The following is a 25063-nucleotide window of genomic DNA, read 5'->3' on the forward strand; positions in this document are numbered from 1 at the left end:
GCCCCCGCCGATGTGGCTCGCCGGCAGCTTTGCCGGCCTGTCACCGTCCTTCGGTTATCTCTATGTGCTGTTTGGCGCCAACCACCTCCCTGCCGACGTCTTCGAGGAAAGGCCTTGCGGCCCCGTCCAGATCGGATTGTTTCATGCCGGCGGCGGCGATGCGACGTTGGCGACGGTGACCGTCCATCGCACCGGCCTCGGCGAGTTGCGCCTGCGCATTCCCCTGTCGCGCGCCATGGCGACCGCCATGATCGCGCTGCCGCTGGCGAAATTCGCGCCCGAAGGCCTTCTTCACGGCGTCACCGTGCAGCAGGGCGACGACGTTCGTGACGCCGCCGAGAGCCAGGACGTCGCCGGCATCGCCGCCGAAAGCCTGGTCCATGCCGGAGTGCAGCGGACCGGTGCGCACTATCGCGCCGAGAGCGAGGACGGCTGCCTGCTGATCCCGGTGGCCCCGATGACGCAGAACATCGCGATCTATTCCGTCGCAATCACGCCGCTCGGCTCCAACCCCAAATAATGCGCCTGATCGCGCCGCCCGGGCCGTTGAAGTGCAAGGGCAAGAGAACGGTCGGCGCGACGCGAGGGGCACGGAATTGACGGACGAGACGCACGGAAACCTTGATCGGCTGCTGCAATCCGGCGGTGTCAGGCTCGGCCGGGCCCAGCGCGACCGCCTGGGCTGGCTGGTTGGCCAGCATGGCACGCCGACGCTCGACGATTTCGGCGCGGGCCGGCGGAACGGCGTCATCATCCTCAAGGAGCCACTGAGCGGCGCGGCGGCCGAGCTGTTCTACCGCTCGCTCACGCCCGGCAGCGCCGTCGTCATTCCCCGAAGCGAGAATCCCGGCTTCGACTTCCTCAAGTCCAAGCTGACCGAATTCGGCACCGTCGGCCCCTGCGGCGCCGAGGGCCCGCATGAGATGTGGTGGGGTGGCATCGGCTGGTCGAAATTCCTCTCCGCAGCCGACGCATCCACCGTTCGCCCGCGGATCGTCTCCTGCCATCCGCGCGGCGGCGACGCGACCGCCGCCTTCGCGCTTCGCCACTCGCTCGAACGGTTTGATCTCGCCTGCCATATCGAACCGATCGATACGCAGTTCAACGACCGCATCCTCTGCTTCGAGAAAGCCGAGTTCATGCTGCGGATGTGGAACAAATATCGCGAGCCTCTGCTGTTCGTCGACGCCGGCGCAACCCTGCGCGAGGCGCCGCTGCTGCCATCCTTCCTCGGCTGCGACGTTGCGCTCCACAAGTGGAACCGCTGGGAGATGTCGGCGCGCACGCTCTATTTTGGCCGCTCCGGCCGCGCCGAAAGCCTGTTGCGCACCTGGCAGCAGCTCGCCGCGTCCTATCCCGCGATCTGGGAAGGCTATCTGCTCGACCAGGCCTGGAGCCTGACGTCGTCGCAGGTGCCGCTCGACACCGTCTGGCTGCCGCGTTCCTATCACGCGCTGAAGGGCGACCTCGGCGCGATGCGCGCCACTCTTCTGCATGACCAGCAGACGACGACGCTGGAGCTCGGACCGGATCCGGCCTTTGCAGGCATCGTGCGCGCGGCCCGCCGCGCCGGACGCACCGGCGCCCGTGACGCCTTCATGGTGATGACCTCGAAAGCCGAGACCGACAACGGCATCGCCGTGATCCTGCGCGACGTCTCCGCCAGCGACGCGGGCGCGGTCGCCGCCACCGTTGAGGCCGTGACCGGCGCCTATGCGACCGACTGCGGTGGCTATGGCCGGCTGGAGCTGTCGCTCTGCGCCTGGCAGGAGGACGTCGGCGCCGCGCGCGAAGCGGCAGCGCAGGCGCGCTACCGCATCCTGGAGATCGCGCCGGGGCAGCGCATCGCCAATGATTTCTTTGCCGCCCACGCGTCCGACAATGCGGTCATGACCGCCCGCCATCTCTTTCCCTGACGGACATCACAACATGCTCAAGACCATCATCCTGCTCACCGATACCGTCCAGCAGCAGCAGCCACTGGCCAATCTGCTCCGCGAGCACAATCGCGACCTCGCCTTCTGCTCCGCACTGCGCGCCCAGGACCTCAGCGCCATCGCGCCGGACGTGCTAAGCGAAGCACGGCTGGTATCTTTCGCCGCCGACGTCGCCGTCCCCGAAAAATTCCTGCTCAGGCTCGGCTACGGCGCCTACAAATTCTACGCCGCGCCGACGCAATATCCGGGCCTGCCGGCAGCGCCCGACGAGAGCGAGGAAGATCCGCGCTGCTACTCCGTGGTCGCGCAGTCGATGACGATCTGGCCCGACTTCAAGAAAGTGGTCGGCCTGGAGACCGTGACGATCCCTGACGGCACCGTCCCGGCCGAGCGCGAACGGCTGGTGTTCTCCCGACTTGCACACCTGTTCTGGGGCATGTCGCACATGATCGCCGGCGAGGCCACGGATCTGCCTGCTATCATCGGGTCAAGCGAGAACCAGCGGCCGACTCCCGCAATGATGAATTGAGCTAACGCCCGGGACTGCGGAGTTGCGCCGACAGAGCATCGCGGTGTTCAGGAGCGGCGATCGTGATCACGCGACGCGCCCGCTCGGCAAGGCCGCAGCCGCGTAGCTCGGCAATTCCCCATTCGGTGACGATGGCGTCGACATCGGCGCGGGGGGTCGTCACGGTCTCGACATTGGCGACGATCCGGCTGGTGCCGTCGGAGGCCGTCGCCGGCAGCGCGATGATCGCCCTGCCTCCGGGAGAGGCGTTCGCGCCGCGCACGAAATCGAGCTGGCCGCCGATCGCACCGATCGTCACACCATTCAGCGTCTCGGAATTGACGCTGCCGTCGAGCCCGACCTGAAGCGCGGAGTTGATCGCAACCAGCCGCCTGATCCGCGCCAGCACGCCCTGGCCATGCGTATAGGATGTCGGCCGCACCGAAACCGCCCTGTTCTCATGCGCGAAACGGTAGAGCCGGCTGGTCCCGATCACCTGGTTGGTGACGGTGATCCCGGCATCGATGCCCTTCGCCGCATTCGTCACCACGCCGCGTTCGATCAGGTCGACGACGGCGTCGTTGATCAGGCCGGAATGGATGCCGAGATTACGCGCGTGGGAGAGCGAGGAGAGGATCGCGTCCGGAATGCGTCCGACGCCGAACTGAAGCGTGCTGCCGTCGGCGATCAGGCCCGCCGCATAAGCGGCGATGCGCCGGGAAACGTCGTCGAGCGTCGGTGAGGCCAATTCCACCGGTGGACGACGGGCCGGCACGCGCACATGGATCTGCACGTCCTCGGGCCATTCGGCGCCAAACGTAAAGGGCGCATCCGGATTGATCTCGGCGATGACCAGACGTGCGCTGCGTGCGGCGTCGATGACATAGTCGTTGGACAGACTGGCGCTCAACCGCCCGTCGCCGGCCTGGGCGAGCTGTACCAGAACGACGTCCGCCTTGTGTCGGCGGGCGGCGAAGTCGGCGCAAAAGGCGCTGTAATTACTCGGAATGACGTCGAGCCGTCCGGCTTTCGCAAGCCGCCGCGCATTGCCGATCACGCCATAGCTCTGGAACGAGACACCGGGGCCACACGACGCGGAAAACGTGTCCGAGAATATCGGCCCGACCATCATGCGAAACGACGGCAGGTCCCCGGCCTGTGCCATCAGCGCCTCGGTCAGGGTGACCGGCTCCGCCGTCGCCTGTCCGCACACGACGAGATCGCCTTCCCGGATCAGGCCGGAGAAATCGATCGGCGGCGCGCCCCCGGACATTGTGGCGTCAGCCCATCGGTGTGAGGCGCGCGGAAAACTCGCCCAGCAGCGTACGCAGCTCCGTCTTCACGATCTTACCGTAGCTGTTCTTGGGCAGCTCGCCGGTGAGGTAATAGTGCTTTGGCCGCTTGAAGCGCGCAATCCAGGCGTTGCACATCCGGTCGAGATCGTCCCGCGTGACCGCCCTGCCCGCAACGGGAACGACGACAGCGACCACTTCTTCGCCCCATTCCGGATGCGGCCGGCCGATCACCGAGACTTCTGCGACGGCCTCGTGCCGGAGCAGCACCTCCTCGACCTCGCGCGGATAGATGTTGGTGCCGCCTGAGATGATGACGTCCTTGGAGCGGTCCTTCAGGGTGAGGAAACCGTCCGCGTCGAACGCGCCCATGTCGCCGGTGTAGAGCCAGCCGTCGCGCAGCGTATTCGCAGTGGCGTCCGGATTCTGCCAGTAGCCGGACATCACGGTGTCACCGCGCACGATGATCTCGCCGATATCACCCGGCGCAACGTCCCGGCCCGCTTCGTCCACAGTGCGCACCTGCACGACGCTCTGCGCGATGCCGACCGAGGCAAGGCGTTCCTCATGGCGCGGATGCCCGGCGTCGAGATGCATCGATTTCGGCAAATAGGTGATGGTCATCGGCGTCTCGCCCTGACCATAGATCTGCACGAGCTTTGGCCCGAACACCGCGAGCGCGGCCTTGCAATCGGCTACGTACATGGGGCCACCGCCATAGATGATCGTCTTCAGCCCCGGCGCGGTCGCGCCCGCGGCCTCTGCGGCGACAGTCAGGCGTCGCACCATGGTGGGCGCTGCGAAGAAGGAGATGTTGTCGCGCTTCGCCGTCAGCTCCAGAATCTCGTCCGGCTCGAAGCGGCCGCTCTCGGGAATGATCTGCGCGCCCATGGCGAGCACGTGCGGGACCATGTAGAGGCCGGAGCCGTGCGACATCGGCGCAGCGTGCAGCAGCGCCTCGCCTGGGACAACTGGATTGACCTCGGCGAGATAGTTCAGCGACATCGCCAGCAGATTGCGATGGCTCAGCACCGCGCCCTTGGGCCGCCCCGTGGTGCCGCTGGTGTAGAAGATCCAGGCCGGATCGGCGATCGCGACATCGGCGATGGCGATGCCGTCGGTCTTCTCGAGGGCGCGATGTTCGGCGGAGCCGATCTCGACGATGCGCGGCTTGGCCGTGCCGAGCGCCAGCGCTTCCGAGGCGACGCTCGCCATGTCCTCCGTCACGAACACGACCGCAGCGCCCGAATTGTCGAGGATGAACGCGACCTCGCGCGGATGCAGCTTTGCGTTGATGGGAACGGCGACCAGCCCGGCATGCCAGCAGGCATAGAGGCAGGCGACGTAGTCCGGCACGTTCTTCATCAGCAGCGCGACGCGGTCGCCCTTGGCGAGACCAAGGCGCTGCCGCAGCGACGCGGCGAGCGAGGCCACTGTCGCGGCGAGCCGACCGTAGTCGGCGACCGGCGTCAGCCCCTTGAGCAGGGCCGGGGCGGACGCATCAGCCCTGGCGGCGCGCAGCAGATGATGAGCGAGGTTCATGGCGATCCTGCCGAGGACAAGCCTAGTACGACTTCGCCAGTCCGAGCACCTTTTCCGCGATGAAGCTCAGCGCGAGCTGCGGGCTGACCGGCGCGATGCGCGGGATCAGGCTCTCGCGCATGTAACGCTCGACGTGAAACTCCTTGGCATAGCCGAACCCACCATGGGTCATCACCGACTGCTCGCAGGCGTGGTACCCGGCTTCGCCCGCGAGATATTTTGCCGCATTCGCGGCGGCGCCACACGGCATGCCCTTGTCGTACTGCCAGGCCGCCGACATCACCATCAGCCAGGCCGCCTCGAGCTCCACCCAGTTCACCGCGAGCGGATGCTGGATACCCTGGTTCTTGCCGATCGGGCGGTTGAACACGACCCGCGTCTTGGCATATTCGCTGGCGCGCGCCAGCGCGACCTTGCCGAGGCCGACCGCTTCCGCCGCGATCAGGATGCGCTCGGGATTCATGCCTTCGAGGATGTACTGAAAGCCCTTGCCCTCTTCCCCGATGCGGTCCTCCATCGGGATCTCGAAATCCTCGAAGAACAGCTCGTTGGAATCGACGATCTTGCGGCCCATCTTCTCGATCTCATGGACCTTGATCTTGTTGCGGTCGAAGTCGGTGTAGAACAGGCTGAGGCCGTGGGTCGGCGAGCGCACCTCTTCCAGCGGCGTGGTGCGCGCCAGCAGCAGGATCTTGTGCGCGACCTGTGCCGTGGAGATCCACACCTTCTGGCCATTGACGATGTAGCGGTCGTTCTTGGCGACCGCACGGGTCTTGAGCTGGGTGGTGTTGAGGCCGGTGTTGGGCTCGGTGACGGCAAAGCACGCCTTCTCGCGGCCCTCGACCATCGGCGGCAGCATGCGCTTGCGCTGCTCCTCGGTGCCGAACACGACGACGGGATTGAGCCCGAACACGTTGATGTGCACCGCCGAGGCGCCGGACATGCCAGCGCCGGATTCCGCGATGGCGCGCATCATGATCGCGGCCTCGGTGATGCCGAGCCCGGAGCCGCCATATTCTTCCGGCACGCAGATGCCGAGCCAGCCGGCATCGGCCATGGCCTTGTGAAAGTCGTGCGGGAAGCCGCCGTCATGGTCCTTCTTCAGCCAATAGGCGTCGGGAAAGTCCTCGCAGACTTTTGCGACGGCGTCGCGAATGGCTTCCTGCTGATCGGTGAGCGCGAAATCCATGGTCATGATCTCCTTCTTGGGAGCCGGGCTCCGATCCTAGCGCCCCATCTGCGAGGGCAGCCAGAGAATGATCGAGGGAAACGCCACCAGGATCGCAATCGCGATCAGGTGGGCGATGAAGTGCGGGAAGGTACCGTGGAAGACTTCCGCGACCGGCCGCTTGGCGTAGCGGGCGACGATGAAGCAATTCAGCCCGACCGGCGGCGTGATCATGCCGACTTCGGCGGTGACGATCTTGATGACGCCGAACCAGATCGGATCGAAGCCGAGCGTCTTGATCAGCGGCAGAACGATCGGCACGGTCAGCACCAGGATCGCGATCTGGTCCATGAACGAGCCGAGCACGATGTAGCCGAACAGGATCAGCGCGATGATGACCCAGCGCGAGGTCTGCAGTGAACCGATCCAGGCGACGAGGTCCTGGGTCACATGGGTGAGCGTGAAGAAGTAGCCAAAGATCGAGGCGCCAACGAGAATCGTCACGATCATGCATGTGCCGTGGGAGGCGCTGAGCAACGCGCGATACAGCGTGGCCGGGGTCACCCTGCGCTTGGCAACGGCAAGTGCCAGCGCTCCGGCAGCGCCGAGAGCGGAGGCTTCCGTCGGTGTCGCCACGCCGAGATAGATCGTGCCTGTGACCAGCGAGAACAGCAGCACCATCGGCCCGATCTGCCACAGCAGCGAAAACCTCTCTCGCCAGGATACCGGCTCGATGCGCGGCGCCCGGGACGGGTCCTGCCAGACCAGGAAGTAGATCGTCGCCATGATGGTCGCGGTCACGAGGATCGCCGGGATGATGCCGCCGATCAGCAACTGACCGATATTGACCTCTGCGAGCAGGCCAAAGATCACCAGCGCGACACTGGGCGGGATCAGCATCGCCAGCGTCCCCGAGATGGCGACGACACCGGCAGCCATCTTGGGCTCGTAGCCTTGCCGGATCATCGCGGGAAGGCTCGTCGATGACAGAGTCGCGGCTGAAGCGGTCGACGTGCCGCAGATCGCACCGAAGCCCGCACCCGCCAGCGCCGTCGCCATGCCGAGCCCGCCGGGAATTCGGCCGACCCATGCGGAGGCCGTCTTGAACATGTCGTCGGCAACCCCGGACAGCAGGACGAGATCCGCCATCAGCAGGAACATCGGGATCGTAATCAACTCATAGGACGAGACCGTCGAAAGCGGCGCCGTCTGGAGAATGCCGAACAGCGTGCCGGTGCCGCCGACCATCAGGAGGCCGACCGAACCGGCGAAGCCCATGGCGAAGCCGACCGGCGTGCCGATCGCCAGCAGGAGGAAAAGCAGGCCGAGTACGAGGATGACCGTCATTGATGCTGCCGTTATTCGAAGGAGCGGGCTTCGCCGGCCTCATGGAGAGGCGGCAAGGGAAAGAGATCACGGCCGGAGAGGAGGCTGAGGACGTTTCCAATGAGCTGCAGCGCCAGCCGCAACACGAGCACGCCGCAACCGAACGGCACCAGCGCGGCAGAAATCCAGGTCGGCCAGGCAATCGCACCAGCCAGCACGTCGTGCTGCTCGTAATTCTCCAGCGCACGCTCGAACCCGACCTTGCTGATCAGGACGAAGACAAACAATCCCGTCAGCGCGGTGACGATCTCCGAAAGCCGCCGCCCCGCCGGAGGAAAGCGCGTCAAGAGAACGTCGACACCGACATGCGCGTGCACGCGCAAGGTGTCGGACAACGTGAGAAAGAACGCGGCGGCGAGGAGATAGAGCCCGATCAGGTCATAGGTGAATGAGAACGGGCTGTTCAAGACGTAGCGCATGAACACGTCGGCCACCACCAGCGCCATGATGGCGAAGAGAGAGATTGCCGCGATCACCGTCAGCGCGCGCTCCAGCACGCCGAGTACATTTTCCAGCGCCTTAATCACGTCTGCATCCCCCGTTGCTGTTGCGCAGATTACTTTGCGCCGCCGGCCGCGAGCAGGCCCTCGAACTCCTTGAGCGCGGCGGAGGCCTGCTTGCCGCGGCTGTCGAGCCCCGCCGCCCATTCCTGCGCAACGCCCTTGAGCTTTTCCTTCATTTCCGCGCGCGTGGCATCCGGAAGGGGCGTGAAGCCGATGCCCTGGTCCTTCATCTTCTGCTGCGTGACGTCCTGCTCCTTGTCGACATCGGCGCAGGCCCTCGGCGTGATCGCTTCCGAGGCTTCGTTCATCGCCTTCTTCACATCGTCAGGCAATTTGTCCCAGACCGATTGATTGATGGAGTAGGCAACGATGAAGCTGCCAAAGCTGACGCCTTCGGTCGCATACTTCACCAGCTTGTCCAGACCATAGGCGACGACGCTGTCCATCGGGAACAAGAGCCCGTCCATGGTGCCGCGCGACAGCGATTCATAGGCATCCGGCGCGGCCATGCGCACCGGCACCGCGCCAAGCGTACGCACGGTCAGATCCTGCGCGCCGCCCGTGGTGCGCAGCTTCAGACCCTGCATGTCCTTGATCGTCTCGACCTTCGCCTTGGCGGTCCACACCTGGTAGGGCGGCAGCACCACGGCCATCAGCAACTTGATCTTGTTCGGCGCGTATTCCTGCTTGGCCAGGACGCCTTCCCGCGCGGACTTCCAATAAGCGAGCGTGCCCTGGCAACTCGTCTGGAACGCACCCGGCAATTGCGCCACCTCGGAGAGGGGCATCTTGTCCGAGACGTAGGACGGCCCGATGTAGCCGATGTCGACCACGCCGGACTGGGTCAACCGCAGCATGTCGGTGGCCTTGCCGATCTGCTGGTTCGGATAGTGCGTGAAGGTGACCGCGCCGTTGGTCCGCTTGGTGACGTCGTCCATCCAGGGCTTGAGCATCAGGCGGACGAGATAGTGGTCACCGGGGAAGCTGTCGGCGACCTTCAGTTCCAGCGCCTGCGCCGGCATGGACGAGACCGGCAGCAAAAGCGCGAGCACGGCGGCAGCGCGGACCAGATTTGTCTTCATTTCATTCTCCCTGACGCGTCCCAAGCCGAAGGCGGCAGCCAATTGCTGCAACACCGTCCGGCCCTCACTCCATTTCTTGCTTGAGGAAAATGTACATATATGTGAATTTATATGTCAAGCATATGAACTATGCATAGAGCCATGCGCTTGGGCAACGGTTCACCGATTGACATCCGCATTTTATGAACTCTAACTCCACGTATATGAATTCATCCCACGAGGCCCCATGGGACCGCTCGCCGGCTTCACCATTCTCGACCTGACCTCGGTGCTGATGGGCCCCTACGGCACCCAGGTGCTTGCGGACATGGGCGCTGACATCATCAAGGTCGAAAGCCCCGAGGGCGACATCGTTCGCCAGATCGGTCCCGGCCGCACGCCCGGCATGGGCGGGATGTTTCTCAACGCCAATCGCGGCAAGCGCAGCATCGTGCTCGACCTCAAGAAGACGGAAGGCCGCGACGCGCTGCTGCGGCTGGCCAAGCGCGCCAACGCACTCGTCTATAATGTGCGCCCGCAGGCGATGGCGCGGCTCGGCCTCGACTACGAGACGCTGGCCGCGATCAACCCCGCCATCCTCTATGTCGGCGCCTTTGGTTACGGCCAGTCCGGCCCCTATGCCGCAAAACCTGCCTATGACGATCTGATCCAGGGTGCGGCCACGATCCCGACGCTGCTCGCGGCCGCCGGCGACGGCACGCCGCGCTACGTCCCCGTCACCATCGCGGACCGCATCGTCGGGCTGATGATGGTCAACGCCATCATGGGCGGGCTGATGCACCAGCAGCGCACCGGCCAGGGACAGCGTATCGACGTGCCCATGTTCGAATCGATGACCGAGTTCGTGCTGGTCGATCACTTGGGCGGCCTCACCTACGATCCGCCGCTCGACCATGGCGGCTATGCCCGCCTGCTCTCGCGCTATCGAAAGCCCTACAAGACCAGCGACGGCTATCTGTGCGTCCTCATCTACAACGACAAGCATTGGCGCAGCTTCTTCGAGGCGATCGGGCAGATTGAGTTCTTGCAGCAGCCCCGCTTCGCCAACCATGCGTCGCGGACGAAACATATCGACGAGATCTACGAGGAGATCGGTCACATCTTCCTCACGCGTACCACCGCTGAATGGCGCGAGCTGCTGGAACGCGCAGACATTCCGGTGATGCCGATGCACACGCTGGAGACGATTCTGGACGATCCGCATCTCAATGCGATCGACTTCTTCAGGACGGTGGAACACCCCGTGGAAGGCCGCATCCGGCAGATGCGCGTGCCCTCCACCTGGAGCGTGACCCAGCCGGAAGCCGCGGGACCCGCGCCGACGCTCGGCCAGCACGGCCGCGACATTTTATCCGAAGCCGGGTTCTCGGCCGAGGAGATCGAACAGCTCGCAGAGCAGAAAGCAGTTCATCTGGCGGCGCCGGCTTAACGGCCGCGTCGGTCAAAATCGCAACGATACAGGGAGGAAACCGCGATGGCCGGACTTTATTTCGAGGAGTTTTCCGTAGGCCAGGAGTTCAGGCATCCGCTGACCCGGACCGTCACGGAGATGGACAACACCATGTTCAGCCTGCTGACGCTCAACCCGCAGCCGCTGCATATCGACGCGCATTTCGCCGAAAAGACCGAGTTCGGCCAGCGCATTTTCAACAGCCTTTACACCCTCGGCATCATGATCGGCATGACGGTCTATGATACGACCATGGGCACCACCGTCGCCAATCTCGGCATGACCGACGTCACTTTTCCGAAACCGGTCTTCCATGGCGACACCTTGCGGGCGACGACCAAGGTGCTTTCGTTGCGGGAATCCAAATCGCGCCCGAGAGCGGGCATCGTCGAATTCGAGCACCACGCTCTCAACCAGAACGACGAGATCGTCGGCAAATGCCGCCGCATGGCGATGATGCACAAGAGGCCGGTCTGATGCGTTCGATGCTGTTCGTGCCGGGCGATTCCCCGCGCAAATTCGAGAAGGCGAGCGAAGGCAAAGCCGACGCACTGATCATCGATCTCGAGGACTCCGTCGTCACCGAGAAGAAGGTGGAGGCGCGCGGGCTCACGCTGGCCATGCTGAAGAGCCGCAGCAAACCGCATCAGCTCTATGTCCGCGTCAACGCACTCGACACCGGCATGACGCTCGCCGACCTCGCCGCGGTGATGCCGGGCAAGCCCGACGGCATCGTGCTGCCGAAATCGCAAGGCGGCGACGACGTGCGGCAGGTCGCGACCTGGCTGGAGGCTTTGGAAGCCGCAGCCGGCATCGCGGTCGGCACGACACGCATCGTCTGCGTCGCGACGGAAACCGCCGGCTCGATCTTCGGACTCGGCAGCTACAAGGGCTGTTCCCCTCGGCTCGCCGGATTGATGTGGGGCGCGGAAGATCTCTCGGCGTCGCTCGGCGCGACCGAGAAGGCATCCGGCGGCGTGTTCCACAGCCCCTATCGCCTCGCCCGCGATCTCTGCCTGATGGCGGCGGCGGCGGCCGAGGTGGCGCCGATCGACACCGTCTATACCGACATCGACAACCTCACCGGCCTCGAGCAGGAAACGCGTGCGGCGCGGCGCGACGGCTTTTCGGCGAAGGCGCTGATCCATCCCAAACATGTCGACGTCGTCAACGCGGCGTTCGAGCCGACCGACGCCGAGCGCGCATGGGCGGAGAAGGTGATCGCGGCGTTCGCGAGCAATCCAAACTCCGGCACGCTGCGCCTCGACGGCCAGATGATCGACAAGCCGCATCTTCGCGCCGCGAAGAAGATCCTCGGCCAACCCTAGACCAGGAACCAAGCCCCACCATGATCGTTCGCCAAGCCGCCAACGTCCTGGAGATCATGGAATTCTTCGCACAAACGAGGAAGCCGGCGACGCTTGCCGAGATTGCCGATCATTTCGGCTGGCCGCGCTCGTCGACCTTCAACCTGCTCGCGACGCTGTCGGAGAAGGGCTATCTCTATGAACCGCGACCGCGCGCCGGCTTCTATCCGACGCCGCGCTGGCTGGCGATGGCGCGGCTGATCTCCGAGGTCGAGCCGCTGCCGCCCTGGACGCATCAGCTGATCGCCGACCTCTCCGCGGAGACCGGCGAGACGGCCTCGATCGTCGCGCCGGCCGGGGTGATGGCTGTCTTCATCGACGTCGTCGAGTCCCAGGCCGCGATCCGCTATTTCGCCACCATCGGCCACCGCGTGCCGATCCACGCCACCGCGAGCGGCCGGGCGCTGCTGCTGCAATATTCGCAGGAAGAGCGCGACTCGGTCTATCGCAAGATCGAGTTCAAGCAATACGGCCCCTCGACGCCGATCAGCATCGACGCCGTCGAGACCGAGCTGCGCAACTCGATCGCGCGCGGCTATTGCCAGAGCTTTGCGGACTACAGCCGCGATCTCGCGGGTGCTGCGATCCCGCTGCCGGTCGGGGATCGCAGGCTCTCGGTCGTCGTTGCAGGGCCCGAGTTTCGGATTGGGCCGAAGGTCGCCGAGGTGGCCGCGCTGATCGCGCGGACGGTGGACCGGTTGAGGCCGAAGACCGCCGCCTGACGCGAAACTACGGCGCGACTTTGTCGCCGGTGAATCCATTGCCGTCCAGCGCGCGGCGCACGGTGCCGTCCGCCTTGGCGGCATCCAGGAAGTGCGCGGCCCAAACCTTTGCCGCCACCTTGCCCTTCGGCACAACCACGACCACGCCGGTCGACTGGATCACCTCGTCGAGCACCTTCGTCCCCGGCAGTTTTCGCGAAAGGTCTTCCAGCGCGCCCATGCCCATCGCGAGCGCATCGAGCTCGCCCTTGCCGATCAGCCCGGCCGCCTCCTCCGGCTTCACGAACTTCGTCAACCTGGCTTGCTTCAACGACTTCTCGACCGTGCGCGACGTCGATGTCCCCTCGATGCAGCCGACCCGCATGCCGGCGCGATCGACGTCCGCAACGGAGCGGATGTCCGACCCGGCGCGGATGAGATAGCCGCTCATATAGGCGACATAAGCCGGCCCTTGGTCGACGAATGCTTCGCGCTTGACGTCCGCCGGCATGAAGGAGAGATCCCAGACGTCCTTGCCGCTGGCGGCCGCGATCTCGTCCGAGCTCCGGTATTCGACGAGCTGAAGCGGAACGTGCAGTTTGTCCGCGGCGGCCTTGGCGAGCTCGACGGTGACGCCGCGCGGCTCTCCGGTCGACGGGTCGCGCGTGGTCCAGAACGCCGAGGCGGCGGGGCCGACGGCCACCGCCACGCGCAAGGTGCCCGAAGGCGCGATATCGCTGGGGCCTTCGGCCTTTGCGCCCGCAATACCGAGTACGAACGCAAAGCCCAATGTAGCCATCAAACCAAGCCGCAACATCTTGCGTCTCCAAGGTTGGACGAGTCCGCCGACAAGCTAACGGTGCACTCCCTCGCCCCGCTTGCGGGGAGAGGGTTGGGGTGAGGAGCCTCCGCGGGGACGGTGAGAGTTAGACTCGCGGAGAGTCCCCCTCACCCGGAATTTGCTTTGCAGATTCCGGCCTCTCCCCCGCACGCGGGGAGAGGCGAGGAAAACCGCTGTTACACGATCTTGATAGACATGTCCGGCAGGCCATCGAGCTTGCACAGCAGCACATCGCCCTTCACCACCGGGCCGACATTCTCGGGCGTGCCGGAATAGATGATGTCGCCGGCTTTCAGCTCGAACGCTTCGGAGAGCTTCGCGATCTGCTCGGCGACGCTCCAGATCATCTTGCTGAGATCCGAGCTCTGCTTCACGGTGCCGTTGATCGCGAGCGAGATCGCGCCCATCTCGAAATGGCCGGTCTTGCTGGCGGGGTGGATCGGGCCGATCACCGCGGCGTGGTCAAAGCTCTTGCCGATCTCCCACGGTTTCTTCTCCGCGGCCATGCCGTTCTGCAGATCGCGCCGGGTCATATCGAGACCGAGCGCATAGCCGTAGACATGGTCGAGCGCCTTCTCGGCCGGGATGTTGGTGCCGCCGGATTTCAGCGCGGCGACCAGCTCGACCTCGTGATGATAATTCTTGGTCAGCGACGGATAGGGATGATCGGCGACCTCGCCGACCGCGACGTTCTGGATCGCGTCGGTCGGCTTCTGGAAGAAGAACGGCGGCTCACGGTTCGGATCCGAGCCGCGCTCGATCGCGTGCGCGGCGTAGTTGCGCCCGATACAATAGATGCGGCGGACCTGGAACACCTGGCTCTCGCCGACGATCGGGATTGCAATCATCGGCACCGGAAAGATCGGTTTGGGTGCGGCCTGGGCCGCGGCCGGTGCCGTATCGGCAAGGCCCGCCGCAGTCATCGCGGCTGCGGCAGTCAGCACGTCGCGTCGAGAGGTTTTTCTCATGATCTTATTCCCTGGCTTGGACACTCGTTTCCTGTGTGGCTATTCTTAGGGCTAAACACTCAATGGGCCAATGGATCGGGCCGCATCTGCACCTTGTAGACTTTAGGCGAAGCCTCTTTGCCGCCCTCGCCGTGGAAGCTCGCGCGTGTTCCCGTGGTGCTCCACAGGCCGCGGCCTTTCCAATCGGTGTTGGGGTCGTCGATCCGGCCGTCGACATTCTTGGTGAAGAAGCCGAGCGGATACGGATTGCGCAGGTTCACCAGCTCGCCATTGACCAGCGCGAGCAGCGACTCGCTGCCATTGGCACTGGCGATCGGCACGTTAGCGCCGAGACCGAACGTGTTGTAGCGGTCGACCCAGACGTAATAAGCGTGATTGGCACTGCCGCTGGCGTTCAGTCCCCTGAACTGTGGTCCCGGCATGCGCCAGGTTTTCCAGCCTTCCGGACACTGCTTGCCATCGGCTGTCGTCGGTCCGTTCAGCGGCCCCTTGCAAAGCTTGCGATCGAAGCTCGCGAGGTGTCCGCTGGAAAGCACCGTCCACACCACGCCGTCCAGCCCGATGTCGAGCCCGCGCGGACCGAACGTGCCTTCCGGCGGTTGATACACTTCGGACAGCGCGGTGCTGGCGGGATCGGGCCCCGGCATCACGCGGACGATGTAGCCGGGTTGGTCGATGCGGGAGAAGCCGCGATCCATCGCCTGGCCCCAGATCGTATCGTCGACCGGGCTCGGCATGATGCCGTAGAACGACGCCGCAATGCGCTTGTCCTTGGCCGGATCGACCGGATCCTTGTGCTCGACATAGGCATCCCGCTTGCCATTGCCGTTGGTGTCGATGATCAACGGCGTCCAGCCCTGCGATTTCACGTCGTCCAGGGTTTCGCGATACTGCTTGGTGTTGAGCCAGCCGACCAGGCCGCCGCCGAGCCCGGGACCGCCGGAGCTGGTCCACAGCGTCTGGTTGGCGTCGTCGTCGAAATAGAGGTGATGGGTCGTGAAGCAGGTGTTGATCAGATCCCATTTGCCGGTGGCGGGATCGAAGCGCGACAATTGACGCAGTGACGTCGCCTGCGGCGCCACCTTCGCCGGGGCGAGATCCGAGCCCTGCTTGCAATAGTCGGGGTTGGCCGGCGGGCGCAGGCGCGCCGTGAACCAGACCTTGCCCTGCTCATCCATCATGACGTTGTGGATGCTGGTGTGGCCATCCCAGATCGGCTCATCGCCCCAATAGGCCGATGGTCCCCGCGGCGCATCGGTCGACGACGGCGTGTTCGGATCGAGATAGGGATGCTTGATGGTGCCGGCGACGTTCTTCACGGGGTCGAGCGTCGGCACGAGGTCCGAGCTCTCCTCCGACGATCCGTAGATCAGGCCGTTGGCGTTGAGGCGCGGGTTGCGCTTGTCGGTCGAGATGGCGTCGTGCTGATAGCGCGTTGGCGCCGCCCAGTCCCACATCGTGAAGACCACGTTGCGCTCGATGCCCTTGGGCCGTTCCGGCTTGTCGAACGGCAGTTCGCCGGACGCGATGCGGTCGGTCCATTTCGAGAAGAGGTCATAGACCTTCTCCGGCCCCATGCTGGCGAGCACCGTCGCCATGTATTCCTGGGCTTGCCCGGCCTGGGTGCGGACCGCCCAGGCGGTGTGGGAATCATAGCCGTCGGTGAACACCTTCGGAACTTCGCGAATGCCTCGTGTCCCGAGCGCATGGCAGGACTGGCACATGTTCTTGACCGTATCGACCCATTGGGCCTGCGACTTCATGGTCTCGGGCATCTTGTTGCCCTTGTCGCCGGTGCCCGGAAATTCCTCGGGCCTGGGGATGTCTAGCATCGAATACCAATACATGCCCGGATAGTTCTGAGCATCTTCCTTCGGTGAGGCGGCAGCGGCCGTGAAATCCACCACCTTGCCGGGACGAACGTCCTGCTGCGGGGTGTCCTGCAAGCCATAGCCGCGCACCCAGACCTTGTAACTGGCTGCGGGAAGATCGGGGATGACGAACCGGCCCTGATCGTCGGTCACCACCACCTTGGCGTATTTGGTCGGCAGGTCCTTCGTCTCGGCAATCACCCAGACCCCGGCCTCCGCGCCCTTGTCGCTGATCACTTGTCCGCCGATATCGTTGGCGGATATCTCGACAGTCGCCGCCATCGCGGCGCCGGCGTGCCACAGCGCGGTCGCGCCGAGACAGCCAGCCAGCATTCGCCCTAAGCTCATCGTTCCTCCCCGTTCGGTTGTGTTTCGTCCGAGCCTCTTGGTGGGCCTATTCGGACTTATTTCTCATGTCTTCAGTCGATCGAAGAACTCCCGAACTTTTCGCGCGCAGACATCCGGGTCCGTGGCGGCAACGTGATAGGAATCGCCCGGCAGCACCTCGAGCTTCGAGCCCGGGATCGTCTCCTGCCAGGCCTTGACGGAGGCGACGTCGCCGAGCCCCGAGCCGGTGGTGGTGATCACCAGCGCCGGGCGCTTGATGGACGGAAGTTCGCCGGTGACGTCGACCGTCGGCACCATCTGAAGGAAAGCCTCGAGCGTCGAGGCCTTGGTCTTCGACATCAGAGCGATCCACCAGTCCAGCGCCGCCGGCGGCAGCGAGGAGCCGAGCCGGCCGGCCGTGGTCTCTCGCACCCAGGGCTCGACGCCGTGCTCGCGGATCTGCTTGCGCCAGGTCGGCGCCCGCTCGTTGAACGAGGTCAGCGATGCCGGCGCGCCGACCGCGGCAACCGCGATCACGCGATCCGGGTGCTTGGCCGTCAGGTGCATCGCCAGCGTGCCGCCGATCTTGCCGCCGACCAGGAAGACGCGGTCGAGCTTTAGCGCGTCCAGCATGCGGATGATGTCGTCGCCGAGGCCGGCGAAACGATAGACATAGTCGCCCTGCATCGGCGTCGAATCGCCGTAGCCGCGCAGATCAGGCCGCACCACCAGATGATGCGTGGCGAAATACGGCACCCATCGCCGGAACGCCTCGCCGCTTTCGGCGAGCCCATGCAGCATCACGACCGGCGGCTTGACGTCCCACGGCAGCAGATAATCGTCGATGCGAACCGCAAGCTCGCAATCGTCGCTGACACCGATCTTCCGCAGTTCGCTAGCCATCAGATACACCTCGTTCCACCGCCATCGACATTGATGCAGGTACCAGTAATGAAGGACGCGCGGTCTGAACAGAGGAACGCGACGAGGCCGGACACCTCGTGCGGCTGCCCGACCCGGCCGAGCGGCACCGAGGCAATGGCCGCGGCATTGGTCGCGCTTTGATTCTGTCCCGAGATCGCGGCCCCTTGCGAGATCAGGCTGTCCCAGCGGTCGGTCTGCACCGGACCAGGATTGACGCCGGTGACCAGCACATTGTCCGGCGCGCATTCCTCGGCGAGCGCCAGCGTGAAATTCAGCAGCGCCGCGTTGACCGCACCGCCCGCCATATAGGCCGCGCGCGGTTGATGCCCGCTGCGGCCGATGATGTTGATGACGCGGCCCCAGCGACGGTCGCGCATCTCCGGAAGCACGTCGCGGGCGCAGCGCATGTAGCCGAGCAATTTCAGCTCGATCGACTTGGCCCAGATCGCATCCGGCGTCTCGGCGATCCGGCCCATCGGCGAAGCACCGGCGTTGTTGACGAGAATGTCGATGCGGCCGAAGGCCTCGCGCGCACTCGCCATTGCACGGGCGATGTCGTCCGGCCTCGTCATGTCGCCCGCGCAGGCGATCACCCGCCGGCCGGTGTCCCGCGACATCTCCGCAGCGGCCGCGGCAAGCCGCTCGGCATCTCGGGCGACGATGACGACATGGGCCTGCTCGCGCGCAAGCTCGGCGGCAATGGCACGGCCAATGCCGATACTGCCGCCGGTGACAACGGCAACCTTGCCGCCCAGATTGAGATCCATGACGCTGCCTTAATCCACCGTGGCGCCCGAAGCCTTGACGAGCTTGCTCCATTTTGCGGTTTCGTCCGCCATGAACTGCCCGAATGCGTGGCCGAAGACCGTACCGGGCTCAGCCCCGAGCTCGGCGAGCCGCTTCTTGACATCGGGCATCTTCAAGATGGCATCGAGCTCGCCGCTCAGCTTGGCGAGCACCGGCGCGGGTGTCTTGGCCGGCGCGACCAGCCCGAACCAGGACGAGGCCTCGAAGCCCGGAATGGTCTCGGCCACCGTCGGTACGTCGGGTAGAGCGTCCGCGCGCTTGGCGCCCGCGACCGCAATGGCATTGATGGCCTTGCCCTGCACCTGCGGCAGGACCGCGGGCATGTTGTCGAACATGAACGGGATCTGGCCCGCGAGCAGATCGTTCATCGCCGGCGCCGCGCCGCGATAGGGCACATGCACGATATCGATACCCGCCATGCCCTTGAGCAGCTCGCCGGCAAGATGATTGGTCGAGCCCATGCCGGACGAGCCGAAATTCATCGTTCCCGGCTTCGCCTTCGCGAGCGCGATCAGCTCGCCGACATTCTTCGCGGGGACTGACGGATTGACGACCAGGACAATCGGCACCGAGGCGATCAGCGCCACCGGTGCAAAGGCCTTGGCCGGGTCGAACGGCAGCTTCTTGTAGAGCGAGCCGTTGATGGTCAGCGGCGGCGGCGCGGTCAGCAGCAGGGTGTAGCCGTCGGCCTCGGCGCTCGCGACCGTCTCGGCACCGATATTGCCGCCGGCGCCGCCGCGATTTTCGACGATGAAGGTCTGACCGCTGCGCTCGGCCAGCTTCTGCGCGACGATGCGGGCGATGATGTCGTTGGAGCCGCCGGCCGGGAACGGCACGATGATCTTGACCGGACGAGAGGGATAATCCTGCGCGAAGACGGGACCCGAAAGAAGAAGGGCGCCGCAGGCGGCGAGAACCCAGCGGCGGCAATGTCGGTACATCAGGCGTTTCCTCTCTTTTTATTTATCGTTGGTCGCCGGAGCTTCAGGTCGTCATCAGCGGCCTCAGCTTGCCGATGTCGTCGAGCTTTTCGAGATTGCGGATCTGCTCGATCAGTTTCTCCGATTTCTCGGCGCCCAGCACCGGCACGATCAAGTCGCGGGTCTTCGCCGCAACCGCATCCGTGTTCAGCGGGTTTTCCTTGGTACCCGGCGGATATTTGGTGAAGTGCTCCACCTTCCTGCCGTCGGTCAATGTCACTTCGACGACAGCGCCGCGCGGCGCCGCCGGGTCCATCAGCGCCTTGTCGCCGGCCAGCGTCACCTTGGCGCGCTGCTCCAGGATTTTTGGATCGTGCATCAGCGCGACGTCGTGGCTGTCGTTGAAGGAGACGGCGCCCTTGACCAGCGCGACGGCGACGAGATGCTGGCAATTGACGTCGGGCATCGCGCTCTCACCCACGATCCCCATCGCGTCTGTCGGCAGCTTCACCAGGATGCTACGGACGTTATCTGGCGTGAGGCTGTGCTGCTTGCGCAGCGTCAGCGTCGCATCCAGCGGCGACTGGATGGGATAGCCGACCGAGAACGTCTTGATTGCCGTTTCGGTGACGTAGAAGCGGCTGCCGAGATCCTTCACCATCTCCTCCGGCTTCGGGTCGGTCGAGAGCGCGATGAAGAGATTGTGCGTGCCGTCGAGCACATCGTCGACGCCGGTCAGACCGTTCTTGACCATGTCGACGGCCATCACGCCGTTGCGGGCGCCCATGCCGGCGAAATCGAACGCCTTCTCGATGTGGTCGTGATCCTTCACCCAGCTCCACAGGCCGGAGACCTGCTGCGACGAATAGGAGATCGCGTAACGCATCCCCTTCTCGTCGAGCCGGGCCAATGACGCCGCGGCGCCAAGCGCACCGAAGGTCGAGGACGTTCCCTCGGCGCTGCGATGCGAGCCGCGCACGAGATCGGGGCCCAGCGCCATCAGCAGGCGGCATGTCAGGTCGTAGCCGAGCGCAACGGCCCGGATGACGTCCTGTCCGTTGCGATGCTCGCGCTCGCCGAACGCGAGCGCCGCCGGCACCACCGAGCATCCCGGATGCGCCTTGGTCACGGGCTCGAAATCGTCGGTTTCGTCTGCATGCGCACACATCGCGTTCGCGAGCGCTGCGTTGACGGCGGTGGTGCGGAAGTCGGAGCCGACCACGGAGGCCTGCGCGTCGCCGCCGAGCGTGCGGACATATTTCAGCGCCATCTCCCCCGGCTTCATCCGCGCGCCCGACACCATCGCGCCGAGCGTGTCGAGGATGCGGTGCTTGCATTCGAGCAGCACCTTCTCCGGCAGCTCCTGGTCGCGCGCGGCGACCATGTAGCGGGCGAGCCGCTCGGTGACGCCTGGGCCGGCCGCGAAGGCCGTGCGGCCGTTGGTTGCTGCGAGTACGGCAACGGAGCCGGCGGATTGAAGGAAACGGCGGCGTGAGGGCATTCCAATTGACTCCAGAATCAGGACGAGGCCGACATCTTGGCGATTTCCGCCGCGCTGGCCAGAGCTTCGACGTTCCAGCATGCATCCATGACACGGTGGATCGTCGCTGCGGGAATGATGCCGTCCGCGAGGTCGGAGAACTTGGTCTCGAGCTGCTTGTCGGTCATCGGCACCTCGACGCTGCCGATGGCATGCTCGATGTAACGATTGAGCTTGCGGCCGTCCTTGAGCACGATGGTGAGATCGACCTGCTCCGGCTTGATCCCCGGCGTGATGACCGGGACCACCTTCTCGCGCAGAGCGACAATGGTGGGATCGGTCACCGCACGGTCGCTGAACTGCTTTTCGCCGCCGGCGCCTTCGACGATCGCGACCGCAACCGAATGGTAGATGCTGAACTTGCCTTCGAGACCCAGCTTAGGCGTCTTCTTGCCGGTCAGTTCCAGCACCAGCGGATGGATCTTGAGGTCGACCCGCTCGATCTGGTCCGCGGTCAGCTTGTTCTCGTTGCGGAGCTGGATCGCCGCATCGATCGCCGGATGGATGACGATGCCGCAGGCGAACGGTTTGTAGGTGTTCAGCGCCGCCTCATAGCGCTTGCCGAGATCGCCCAGGATCTCGTTGTAGTCCTGCTTGGTGCTGATCGTGTTGGCCCAGCCGCGCTTGGCCTCGATCATGGCGTCGGACGAGGTAAAGTTCTTCGAGGCCAGGATCGCCGCGAAGATGCCGCTGGAGGCGGCGCGGCCCGGATTGAAGCTCTTGTTCATCGAGCCGAAGGATTCGCGCAGGCCCACCGGCTGGGATGCGGCAAGCCCAAGCGCCCAGGTCATCTGCTGCTCGTTCAGCTTCAACAGCTTGCCGACGGCGGCAGCAGAGCCGAACACGCCGGCCGTGCCGGTGATGTGCCAGCCGACATCGTAATGGTTCGGATACACCGCGTTGCCGATCCGGCATTCGGTCTCGACACCGAGCACCAGCGCGTTCAGAAAATCCTTGCCGGAGACCGGCTGGAGCTCGGACAGCGCGAGGATCGCGGAGGCAACGGGCCCGGCGGGGTGGATGATCGTCTTCAGATGGGTATCGTCATAGTCGAAGATGTGGCTCGACACGCCGTTGATGAAGGCGGCATTCATGATGTCGAACCGCTCGCGCCGTCCGAACAGCGAGGCTTGCTGCGGACCGGAGAACGGACCGAGCGCCGACACCGCGATATCGACCGTCTCGTGATGCGAGCCGCCGATGGCGACGCCGACCCAGTTCAGCAGCGTGCGGACGCCCTCTTTCCGGACGTTGGCTGGCAAATCGTCATAGCTCGCGGTGACGAGATAATGCGCGAGCGCACGCGTGACCTCCTTGGGCGGTGCGGCCGCGGGGGCCGTGGCCGGGGTTTGCGCGAAAGCAGCATTGGCGCCGACGGTGGCGAGCGGCAGCGCGGCCGCCGCCTGGAGCAGGGTCCTGCGGTCAGTGTGCATAGGCGGCCTCCTTGACCTTGATCGAGACCAGTTGCGCGGCAAGGCGGACCGCGCTCTCAAGCGCGCCGGTCTTGGCGACGCCCGTCCCCACGATATCGAACGCCGTGCCGTGCGACGGCGTGGTGAAGACAGTCTCGAGCCCCGCGGTGACGGTGACGCCGCGGTTGAAGCCACGCAGCTTTGTCGCGATCTGGCCCTGGTCGTGATACATCGCGACCACGCTGTCGAACTCGCCGGCGAAGGCGCGGATGTAGACGGTGTCGGCCGGATAGGGCCCGGTACAGGCAATGCCCGTCTTTGCGGCGGCTTCGACGGTGGGGCGGATCATCTCGATCTCGTCGCGGCCGAACAGGCCGTTCTCGCCGGCATGCGGATTGAGGGCGGCGACCGCGATGCGCGGCTTGGCAACGCCGGCCTTGCGCATCATGCGGTCGACCAGCTCGATGGATTCGGTGATGCTGGCGGGGTTGATGCCGTCGAGTGCCTCGCGCAGTGACTGATGTCCGGTGACGCGCGACATCCACTGTCCGTCGAGCACGTTCATCTCCGAGAAATAGGTCTTGTGGCCGAGCAGGCTCGCGAACATCTTGTGCTCGTCAGGGAATTTCCAGCCGCCGTCGAACATCGCGCGCTTGTTGAGCGGCGCGAAAGTGATGGCATCGACTTCGCCGGCCTTGGAGAAGTCGATCGCGCGCGACAGCGTCTCGCCGGTCAGCCGGCCGGATTCGGCGCTGGCCTTGCCGACCGGGAATTTCGACGGATCGGTATTGCCGAGATCGACCAGCTGCACCGCGCGGCTGCCCCAATTGGCCGCCTTGGGCGAGGCGATCCGCTCCACCTTCAGCTTCACGCCGGCGTGCGCCATGCCCATCTCGAGCACGCGGGCATCGCCGACCACGACGAGGCGCGCCGCATCGGCGAGCCGGTCGTCCGAGAGGATGCGCGCAACCTGCTCGGGGCCGATGCCGGTGCAGTCGCCCGGGGTCAGTGCGATGACGGGCAGTTCATTGCTTTTGGTAGCCATGCTGGAAGCCTTGGATCCTTACTTCGCGTGTTGGATTTGAGCGGTGGACTGAGTCCAGTCATCGCGGTTGAATTCGCCATCCCATTTCGCAACCACGATCGCGGCGACCGCATTGCCGATGGTGTTGGTGATGGCGCGCGCCAGCGACATGAAACGGTCGATGCCGAGCAGCAGCGCGAGGCCTTCCGCCGGCAGCCCCGCCGCGACCACGGTCGCCGCAAGCGCGGCAAATGCGCCGCCGGTGACGCCGGCCGCGCCCTTGCTGGTGAACAGCATCACCACGAACAGGCTGAGCTGCTGCGCCGCGCTCAGCTCGATGCCGTAGACCTGCGCGACGAAGATGGTCGAGAGCGGCAGCGTCAGGGCGACGCCATCGAGATTGAAGGAATAGCCGGAGGGAATGACGAGACCGGCGACCGCACGTCCCACACCCGCCTTCGGCAGCTTCTCCATCATGCCGGGGATCGCGGTTTCCGACGAGGAGGTGCCGAGCACGACCAGCAGCTCGGTGCGCAACAGGCGCAGCAGGTCCATCAGGCGGATGCCGGCCAGCCGGCAAATGATGTTGAGAATGACGAAGATGAAGAATGCCATCATCGCCCAGGCGGTGCCGACCAGCAGCGCCAGCGCATAGAGCGTGGCCGCGCCGAATTTCGCGACCGTGAAGGCCATGGCCCCGAACGCGCCGATCGGCGCCAGCGCCACCACGACATGGACGACACTGAACACGAGCTCGGTCACTCGCTCCAGACCCGTCCGCAGTGGCGCGGCCTTGTCGCCGAGCAGCAGCAGGCCGATGCCACAGAGAAGCGCGAGCACGAGCACCTGAAGTACGTCGCCGGCCGCGAACGCGCCGACGAAGCTCTCGGGGATCATGTGCTGGATGTAGGCGGATAGCGATCCGACATGAGCCTGCTGATAGCGGGCAACAGTTTCAGCCTGCTGCGCGGTGGCATGGGCGACGCCAGCACCGGGCTGCACCCAGCGCACCACCACAAAACTGATCAGCAGGCACAAGGTCGTCACGGCCTCGAAATAGACGAAGGCCTTGAGCCCGATGCGGCCCACCGCCCTCATGTCGCCGACCTGCGCGATGCCGGTGACCACGACCAGGAAGATCAGCGGCGCGATCGTCATCTTGATCAGCGAGATGAAACTGTCGGCCAGCGGCTTGAATTCAACGGCAACGGTCGGAAGCAGAGCGCCAAACAGCACGCCGAGCGCGGCGCCGGCAACCACCAGAACATATTGCTCGCGCCAGAGCGGCTTGCGGCGGCCTCCGGAAGCCGGCCTCGACGTCGGCCCGGACGCCATGGGCTCAGACAGCGGCGTTGCGGCGATCTGCAATTTGTCTTCCTCCAACGGCATCGTTGCGCCATGCGAAGGCGGCGCTTTGCTCTTGTCTTGTGATGCCGTTTACATTGGACCAGCAGCGTCCGAGGCGCTAATGCCGTATCGGTATCATTTGAGGA

21 protein-coding genes and 2 pseudogenes are annotated in these 25063 nt (G+C 65.0%); 7 read left to right on the top strand and 16 right to left on the bottom strand.

The features are described from left to right. The 3 genes and pseudogenes from PMI42_RS13050 to PMI42_RS13060 all read left to right on the top strand — a co-directional run. A pseudogene (locus tag PMI42_RS13050) lies at positions 1-520 on the top strand (hypothetical protein); the annotation flags it as partial. Positions 521-596: 76 nt separating this feature from the next. Then, positions 597-1916: a hypothetical protein gene (locus PMI42_RS13055; RefSeq protein WP_008134756.1), complete on the top strand. Its 1320-nt coding sequence runs from the start codon at positions 597-599 to the stop codon at positions 1914-1916. 13 nt (positions 1917-1929) lie between these two features. Then, complete coding sequence (locus tag PMI42_RS13060; RefSeq protein ID WP_008134763.1) at positions 1930-2466, top strand: hypothetical protein; 537 nt, start codon at positions 1930-1932, stop codon at positions 2464-2466. A 1-nt stretch (position 2467) separates the two neighbouring features. Here PMI42_RS13060 and PMI42_RS13065 read toward each other — a convergent pair whose 3' ends face one another. From PMI42_RS13065 to PMI42_RS13090, 6 genes are read right to left on the bottom strand one after another with little or no spacing between them, the layout of a single operon-like run. Next, positions 2468-3718, bottom strand: a complete 1251-nt coding sequence (locus PMI42_RS13065; RefSeq protein ID WP_008134764.1) for an acetyl-CoA hydrolase/transferase family protein — start codon at positions 3716-3718, stop codon at positions 2468-2470. A 7-nt stretch (positions 3719-3725) separates the two neighbouring features. Next, positions 3726-5279 carry an AMP-binding protein gene (locus tag PMI42_RS13070; RefSeq protein ID WP_008134765.1) on the bottom strand — a complete coding sequence of 518 codons (1554 nt, stop codon included), beginning with the start codon at positions 5277-5279 and terminating at the stop codon, positions 3726-3728. A 22-nt stretch (positions 5280-5301) separates the two neighbouring features. Continuing rightward, positions 5302-6468 (bottom strand): acyl-CoA dehydrogenase family protein, encoded by a 1167-nt coding sequence (locus tag PMI42_RS13075; protein WP_008134766.1) that lies wholly within the window; start codon positions 6466-6468, stop codon positions 5302-5304. Positions 6469-6504: 36 nt separating this feature from the next. After that, positions 6505-7794 (bottom strand): TRAP transporter large permease, encoded by a 1290-nt coding sequence (locus tag PMI42_RS13080; RefSeq protein ID WP_008134767.1) that lies wholly within the window; start codon positions 7792-7794, stop codon positions 6505-6507. An 11-nt stretch (positions 7795-7805) separates the two neighbouring features. Continuing rightward, positions 7806-8360 carry a TRAP transporter small permease subunit gene (locus PMI42_RS13085; RefSeq protein WP_008134768.1) on the bottom strand — a complete coding sequence of 185 codons (555 nt, stop codon included), beginning with the start codon at positions 8358-8360 and terminating at the stop codon, positions 7806-7808. A gap of 29 nt (positions 8361-8389) precedes the next feature. Beyond that, the gene (locus PMI42_RS13090; RefSeq protein ID WP_035965528.1) at positions 8390-9418 is read right to left on the bottom strand and encodes a TRAP transporter substrate-binding protein; all 1029 of its coding nucleotides are present in this window, start codon (positions 9416-9418) and stop codon (positions 8390-8392) included. 226 nt (positions 9419-9644) lie between these two features. Here PMI42_RS13090 and PMI42_RS13095 point away from each other — a divergent pair, with 226 nt between their 5' ends. From PMI42_RS13095 to PMI42_RS13110, 4 genes and pseudogenes are all read left to right on the top strand, one after another. After that, complete coding sequence (locus PMI42_RS13095; protein WP_008134770.1) at positions 9645-10847, top strand: CaiB/BaiF CoA transferase family protein; 1203 nt, start codon at positions 9645-9647, stop codon at positions 10845-10847. A 30-nt stretch (positions 10848-10877) separates the two neighbouring features. Beyond that, positions 10878-11345 (top strand): annotated as a pseudogene (locus tag PMI42_RS13100) (MaoC family dehydratase); the annotation flags it as partial. After that, a complete protein-coding gene (locus tag PMI42_RS13105) occupies positions 11345-12196 on the top strand; it encodes an HpcH/HpaI aldolase/citrate lyase family protein (RefSeq protein WP_008134772.1) in 852 nt (283 codons plus the stop codon). The pseudogene PMI42_RS13100 and the gene PMI42_RS13105, both read left to right, overlap by 1 nt. 20 nt (positions 12197-12216) lie before the next feature. Next, the gene (locus PMI42_RS13110) at positions 12217-12957 is read left to right on the top strand and encodes an IclR family transcriptional regulator (protein ID WP_008134774.1); all 741 of its coding nucleotides are present in this window, start codon (positions 12217-12219) and stop codon (positions 12955-12957) included. Between the two features lie 7 nt (positions 12958-12964). Here PMI42_RS13110 and PMI42_RS13115 read toward each other — a convergent pair whose 3' ends face one another. The 10 genes from PMI42_RS13115 to PMI42_RS13160 form a co-directional block, all read right to left on the bottom strand. Then, positions 12965-13753 carry a transporter substrate-binding domain-containing protein gene (locus PMI42_RS13115; protein ID WP_008134776.1) on the bottom strand — a complete coding sequence of 263 codons (789 nt, stop codon included), beginning with the start codon at positions 13751-13753 and terminating at the stop codon, positions 12965-12967. 200 nt (positions 13754-13953) lie between these two features. Beyond that, positions 13954-14745 (bottom strand): fumarylacetoacetate hydrolase family protein, encoded by a 792-nt coding sequence (locus PMI42_RS13120; RefSeq protein ID WP_008134777.1) that lies wholly within the window; start codon positions 14743-14745, stop codon positions 13954-13956. 59 nt (positions 14746-14804) lie between these two features. Beyond that, positions 14805-16964, bottom strand: a complete 2160-nt coding sequence (locus PMI42_RS13125) for a carboxypeptidase-like regulatory domain-containing protein (RefSeq protein WP_008134778.1) — start codon at positions 16962-16964, stop codon at positions 14805-14807. Between the two features lie 63 nt (positions 16965-17027). Continuing rightward, on the bottom strand, positions 17028-17846 hold the full coding sequence (locus PMI42_RS13130; RefSeq protein ID WP_008134779.1) for an alpha/beta fold hydrolase: 819 nt from the start codon (positions 17844-17846) through the stop codon (positions 17028-17030). Further along, positions 17846-18634, bottom strand: a complete 789-nt coding sequence (locus tag PMI42_RS13135; RefSeq protein ID WP_008134780.1) for an SDR family NAD(P)-dependent oxidoreductase — start codon at positions 18632-18634, stop codon at positions 17846-17848. Before PMI42_RS13135 ends, PMI42_RS13130 begins: the two co-directional genes overlap by 1 nt. A gap of 9 nt (positions 18635-18643) precedes the next feature. Next, a complete protein-coding gene (locus PMI42_RS13140) occupies positions 18644-19615 on the bottom strand; it encodes a Bug family tripartite tricarboxylate transporter substrate binding protein (protein ID WP_008134781.1) in 972 nt (323 codons plus the stop codon). Between the two features lie 43 nt (positions 19616-19658). Continuing rightward, positions 19659-21095 carry an MmgE/PrpD family protein gene (locus tag PMI42_RS13145; RefSeq protein ID WP_008134782.1) on the bottom strand — a complete coding sequence of 479 codons (1437 nt, stop codon included), beginning with the start codon at positions 21093-21095 and terminating at the stop codon, positions 19659-19661. A gap of 17 nt (positions 21096-21112) precedes the next feature. Beyond that, entirely contained in the window at positions 21113-22567 is a 1455-nt protein-coding gene (locus PMI42_RS13150) for an MmgE/PrpD family protein (RefSeq protein ID WP_008134783.1), read from the bottom strand. After that, positions 22557-23591, bottom strand: coding sequence for a PdxA family dehydrogenase (locus tag PMI42_RS13155; RefSeq protein ID WP_008134784.1), 1035 nt, complete (start codon positions 23589-23591; stop codon positions 22557-22559). Before PMI42_RS13155 ends, PMI42_RS13150 begins: the two co-directional genes overlap by 11 nt. Positions 23592-23609: 18 nt before the next feature. Continuing rightward, positions 23610-24938, bottom strand: coding sequence for a cation:dicarboxylate symporter family transporter (locus PMI42_RS13160; RefSeq protein WP_050994366.1), 1329 nt, complete (start codon positions 24936-24938; stop codon positions 23610-23612). Positions 24939-25063 lie beyond the last annotated feature (125 nt).

The sequence above is a fragment of the Bradyrhizobium sp. YR681 genome (assembly GCF_000282615.1).
Taxonomy (GTDB): domain Bacteria; phylum Pseudomonadota; class Alphaproteobacteria; order Rhizobiales; family Xanthobacteraceae; genus Bradyrhizobium.

Bases quoted from the DNA above. Each gene is read 5' to 3' on its own strand.
- PMI42_RS13060 (WP_008134763.1), top strand. From the start codon at position 1,930: ATGCTCAAGACCATCATCCTGCTCACCGATACCGTCCAGCAGCAGCAG.
- PMI42_RS13070 (WP_008134765.1), bottom strand. From the start codon at position 5,279: ATGAACCTCGCTCATCATCTGCTGCGCGCCGCCAGGGCTGATGCGTCC.
- PMI42_RS13155 (WP_008134784.1), bottom strand. From the start codon at position 23,591: ATGGCTACCAAAAGCAATGAACTGCCCGTCATCGCACTGACCCCGGGC.
- PMI42_RS13135 (WP_008134780.1), bottom strand. From the start codon at position 18,634: ATGGATCTCAATCTGGGCGGCAAGGTTGCCGTTGTCACCGGCGGCAGT.
- PMI42_RS13140 (WP_008134781.1), bottom strand. From the start codon at position 19,615: ATGTACCGACATTGCCGCCGCTGGGTTCTCGCCGCCTGCGGCGCCCTT.
- PMI42_RS13105 (WP_008134772.1), top strand. From the start codon at position 11,345: ATGCGTTCGATGCTGTTCGTGCCGGGCGATTCCCCGCGCAAATTCGAG.
- PMI42_RS13145 (WP_008134782.1), bottom strand. From the start codon at position 21,095: ATGCCCTCACGCCGCCGTTTCCTTCAATCCGCCGGCTCCGTTGCCGTA.
- PMI42_RS13125 (WP_008134778.1), bottom strand. From the start codon at position 16,964: ATGAGCTTAGGGCGAATGCTGGCTGGCTGTCTCGGCGCGACCGCGCTG.
- PMI42_RS13120 (WP_008134777.1), bottom strand. From the start codon at position 14,745: ATGAGAAAAACCTCTCGACGCGACGTGCTGACTGCCGCAGCCGCGATG.
- PMI42_RS13065 (WP_008134764.1), bottom strand. From the start codon at position 3,718: ATGTCCGGGGGCGCGCCGCCGATCGATTTCTCCGGCCTGATCCGGGAA.
- PMI42_RS13150 (WP_008134783.1), bottom strand. From the start codon at position 22,567: ATGCACACTGACCGCAGGACCCTGCTCCAGGCGGCGGCCGCGCTGCCG.
- PMI42_RS13095 (WP_008134770.1), top strand. From the start codon at position 9,645: ATGGGACCGCTCGCCGGCTTCACCATTCTCGACCTGACCTCGGTGCTG.
- PMI42_RS13090 (WP_035965528.1), bottom strand. From the start codon at position 9,418: ATGAAGACAAATCTGGTCCGCGCTGCCGCCGTGCTCGCGCTTTTGCTG.
- PMI42_RS13115 (WP_008134776.1), bottom strand. From the start codon at position 13,753: ATGTTGCGGCTTGGTTTGATGGCTACATTGGGCTTTGCGTTCGTACTC.
- PMI42_RS13080 (WP_008134767.1), bottom strand. From the start codon at position 7,794: ATGACGGTCATCCTCGTACTCGGCCTGCTTTTCCTCCTGCTGGCGATC.
- PMI42_RS13130 (WP_008134779.1), bottom strand. From the start codon at position 17,846: ATGGCTAGCGAACTGCGGAAGATCGGTGTCAGCGACGATTGCGAGCTT.
- PMI42_RS13110 (WP_008134774.1), top strand. From the start codon at position 12,217: ATGATCGTTCGCCAAGCCGCCAACGTCCTGGAGATCATGGAATTCTTC.
- PMI42_RS13075 (WP_008134766.1), bottom strand. From the start codon at position 6,468: ATGGATTTCGCGCTCACCGATCAGCAGGAAGCCATTCGCGACGCCGTC.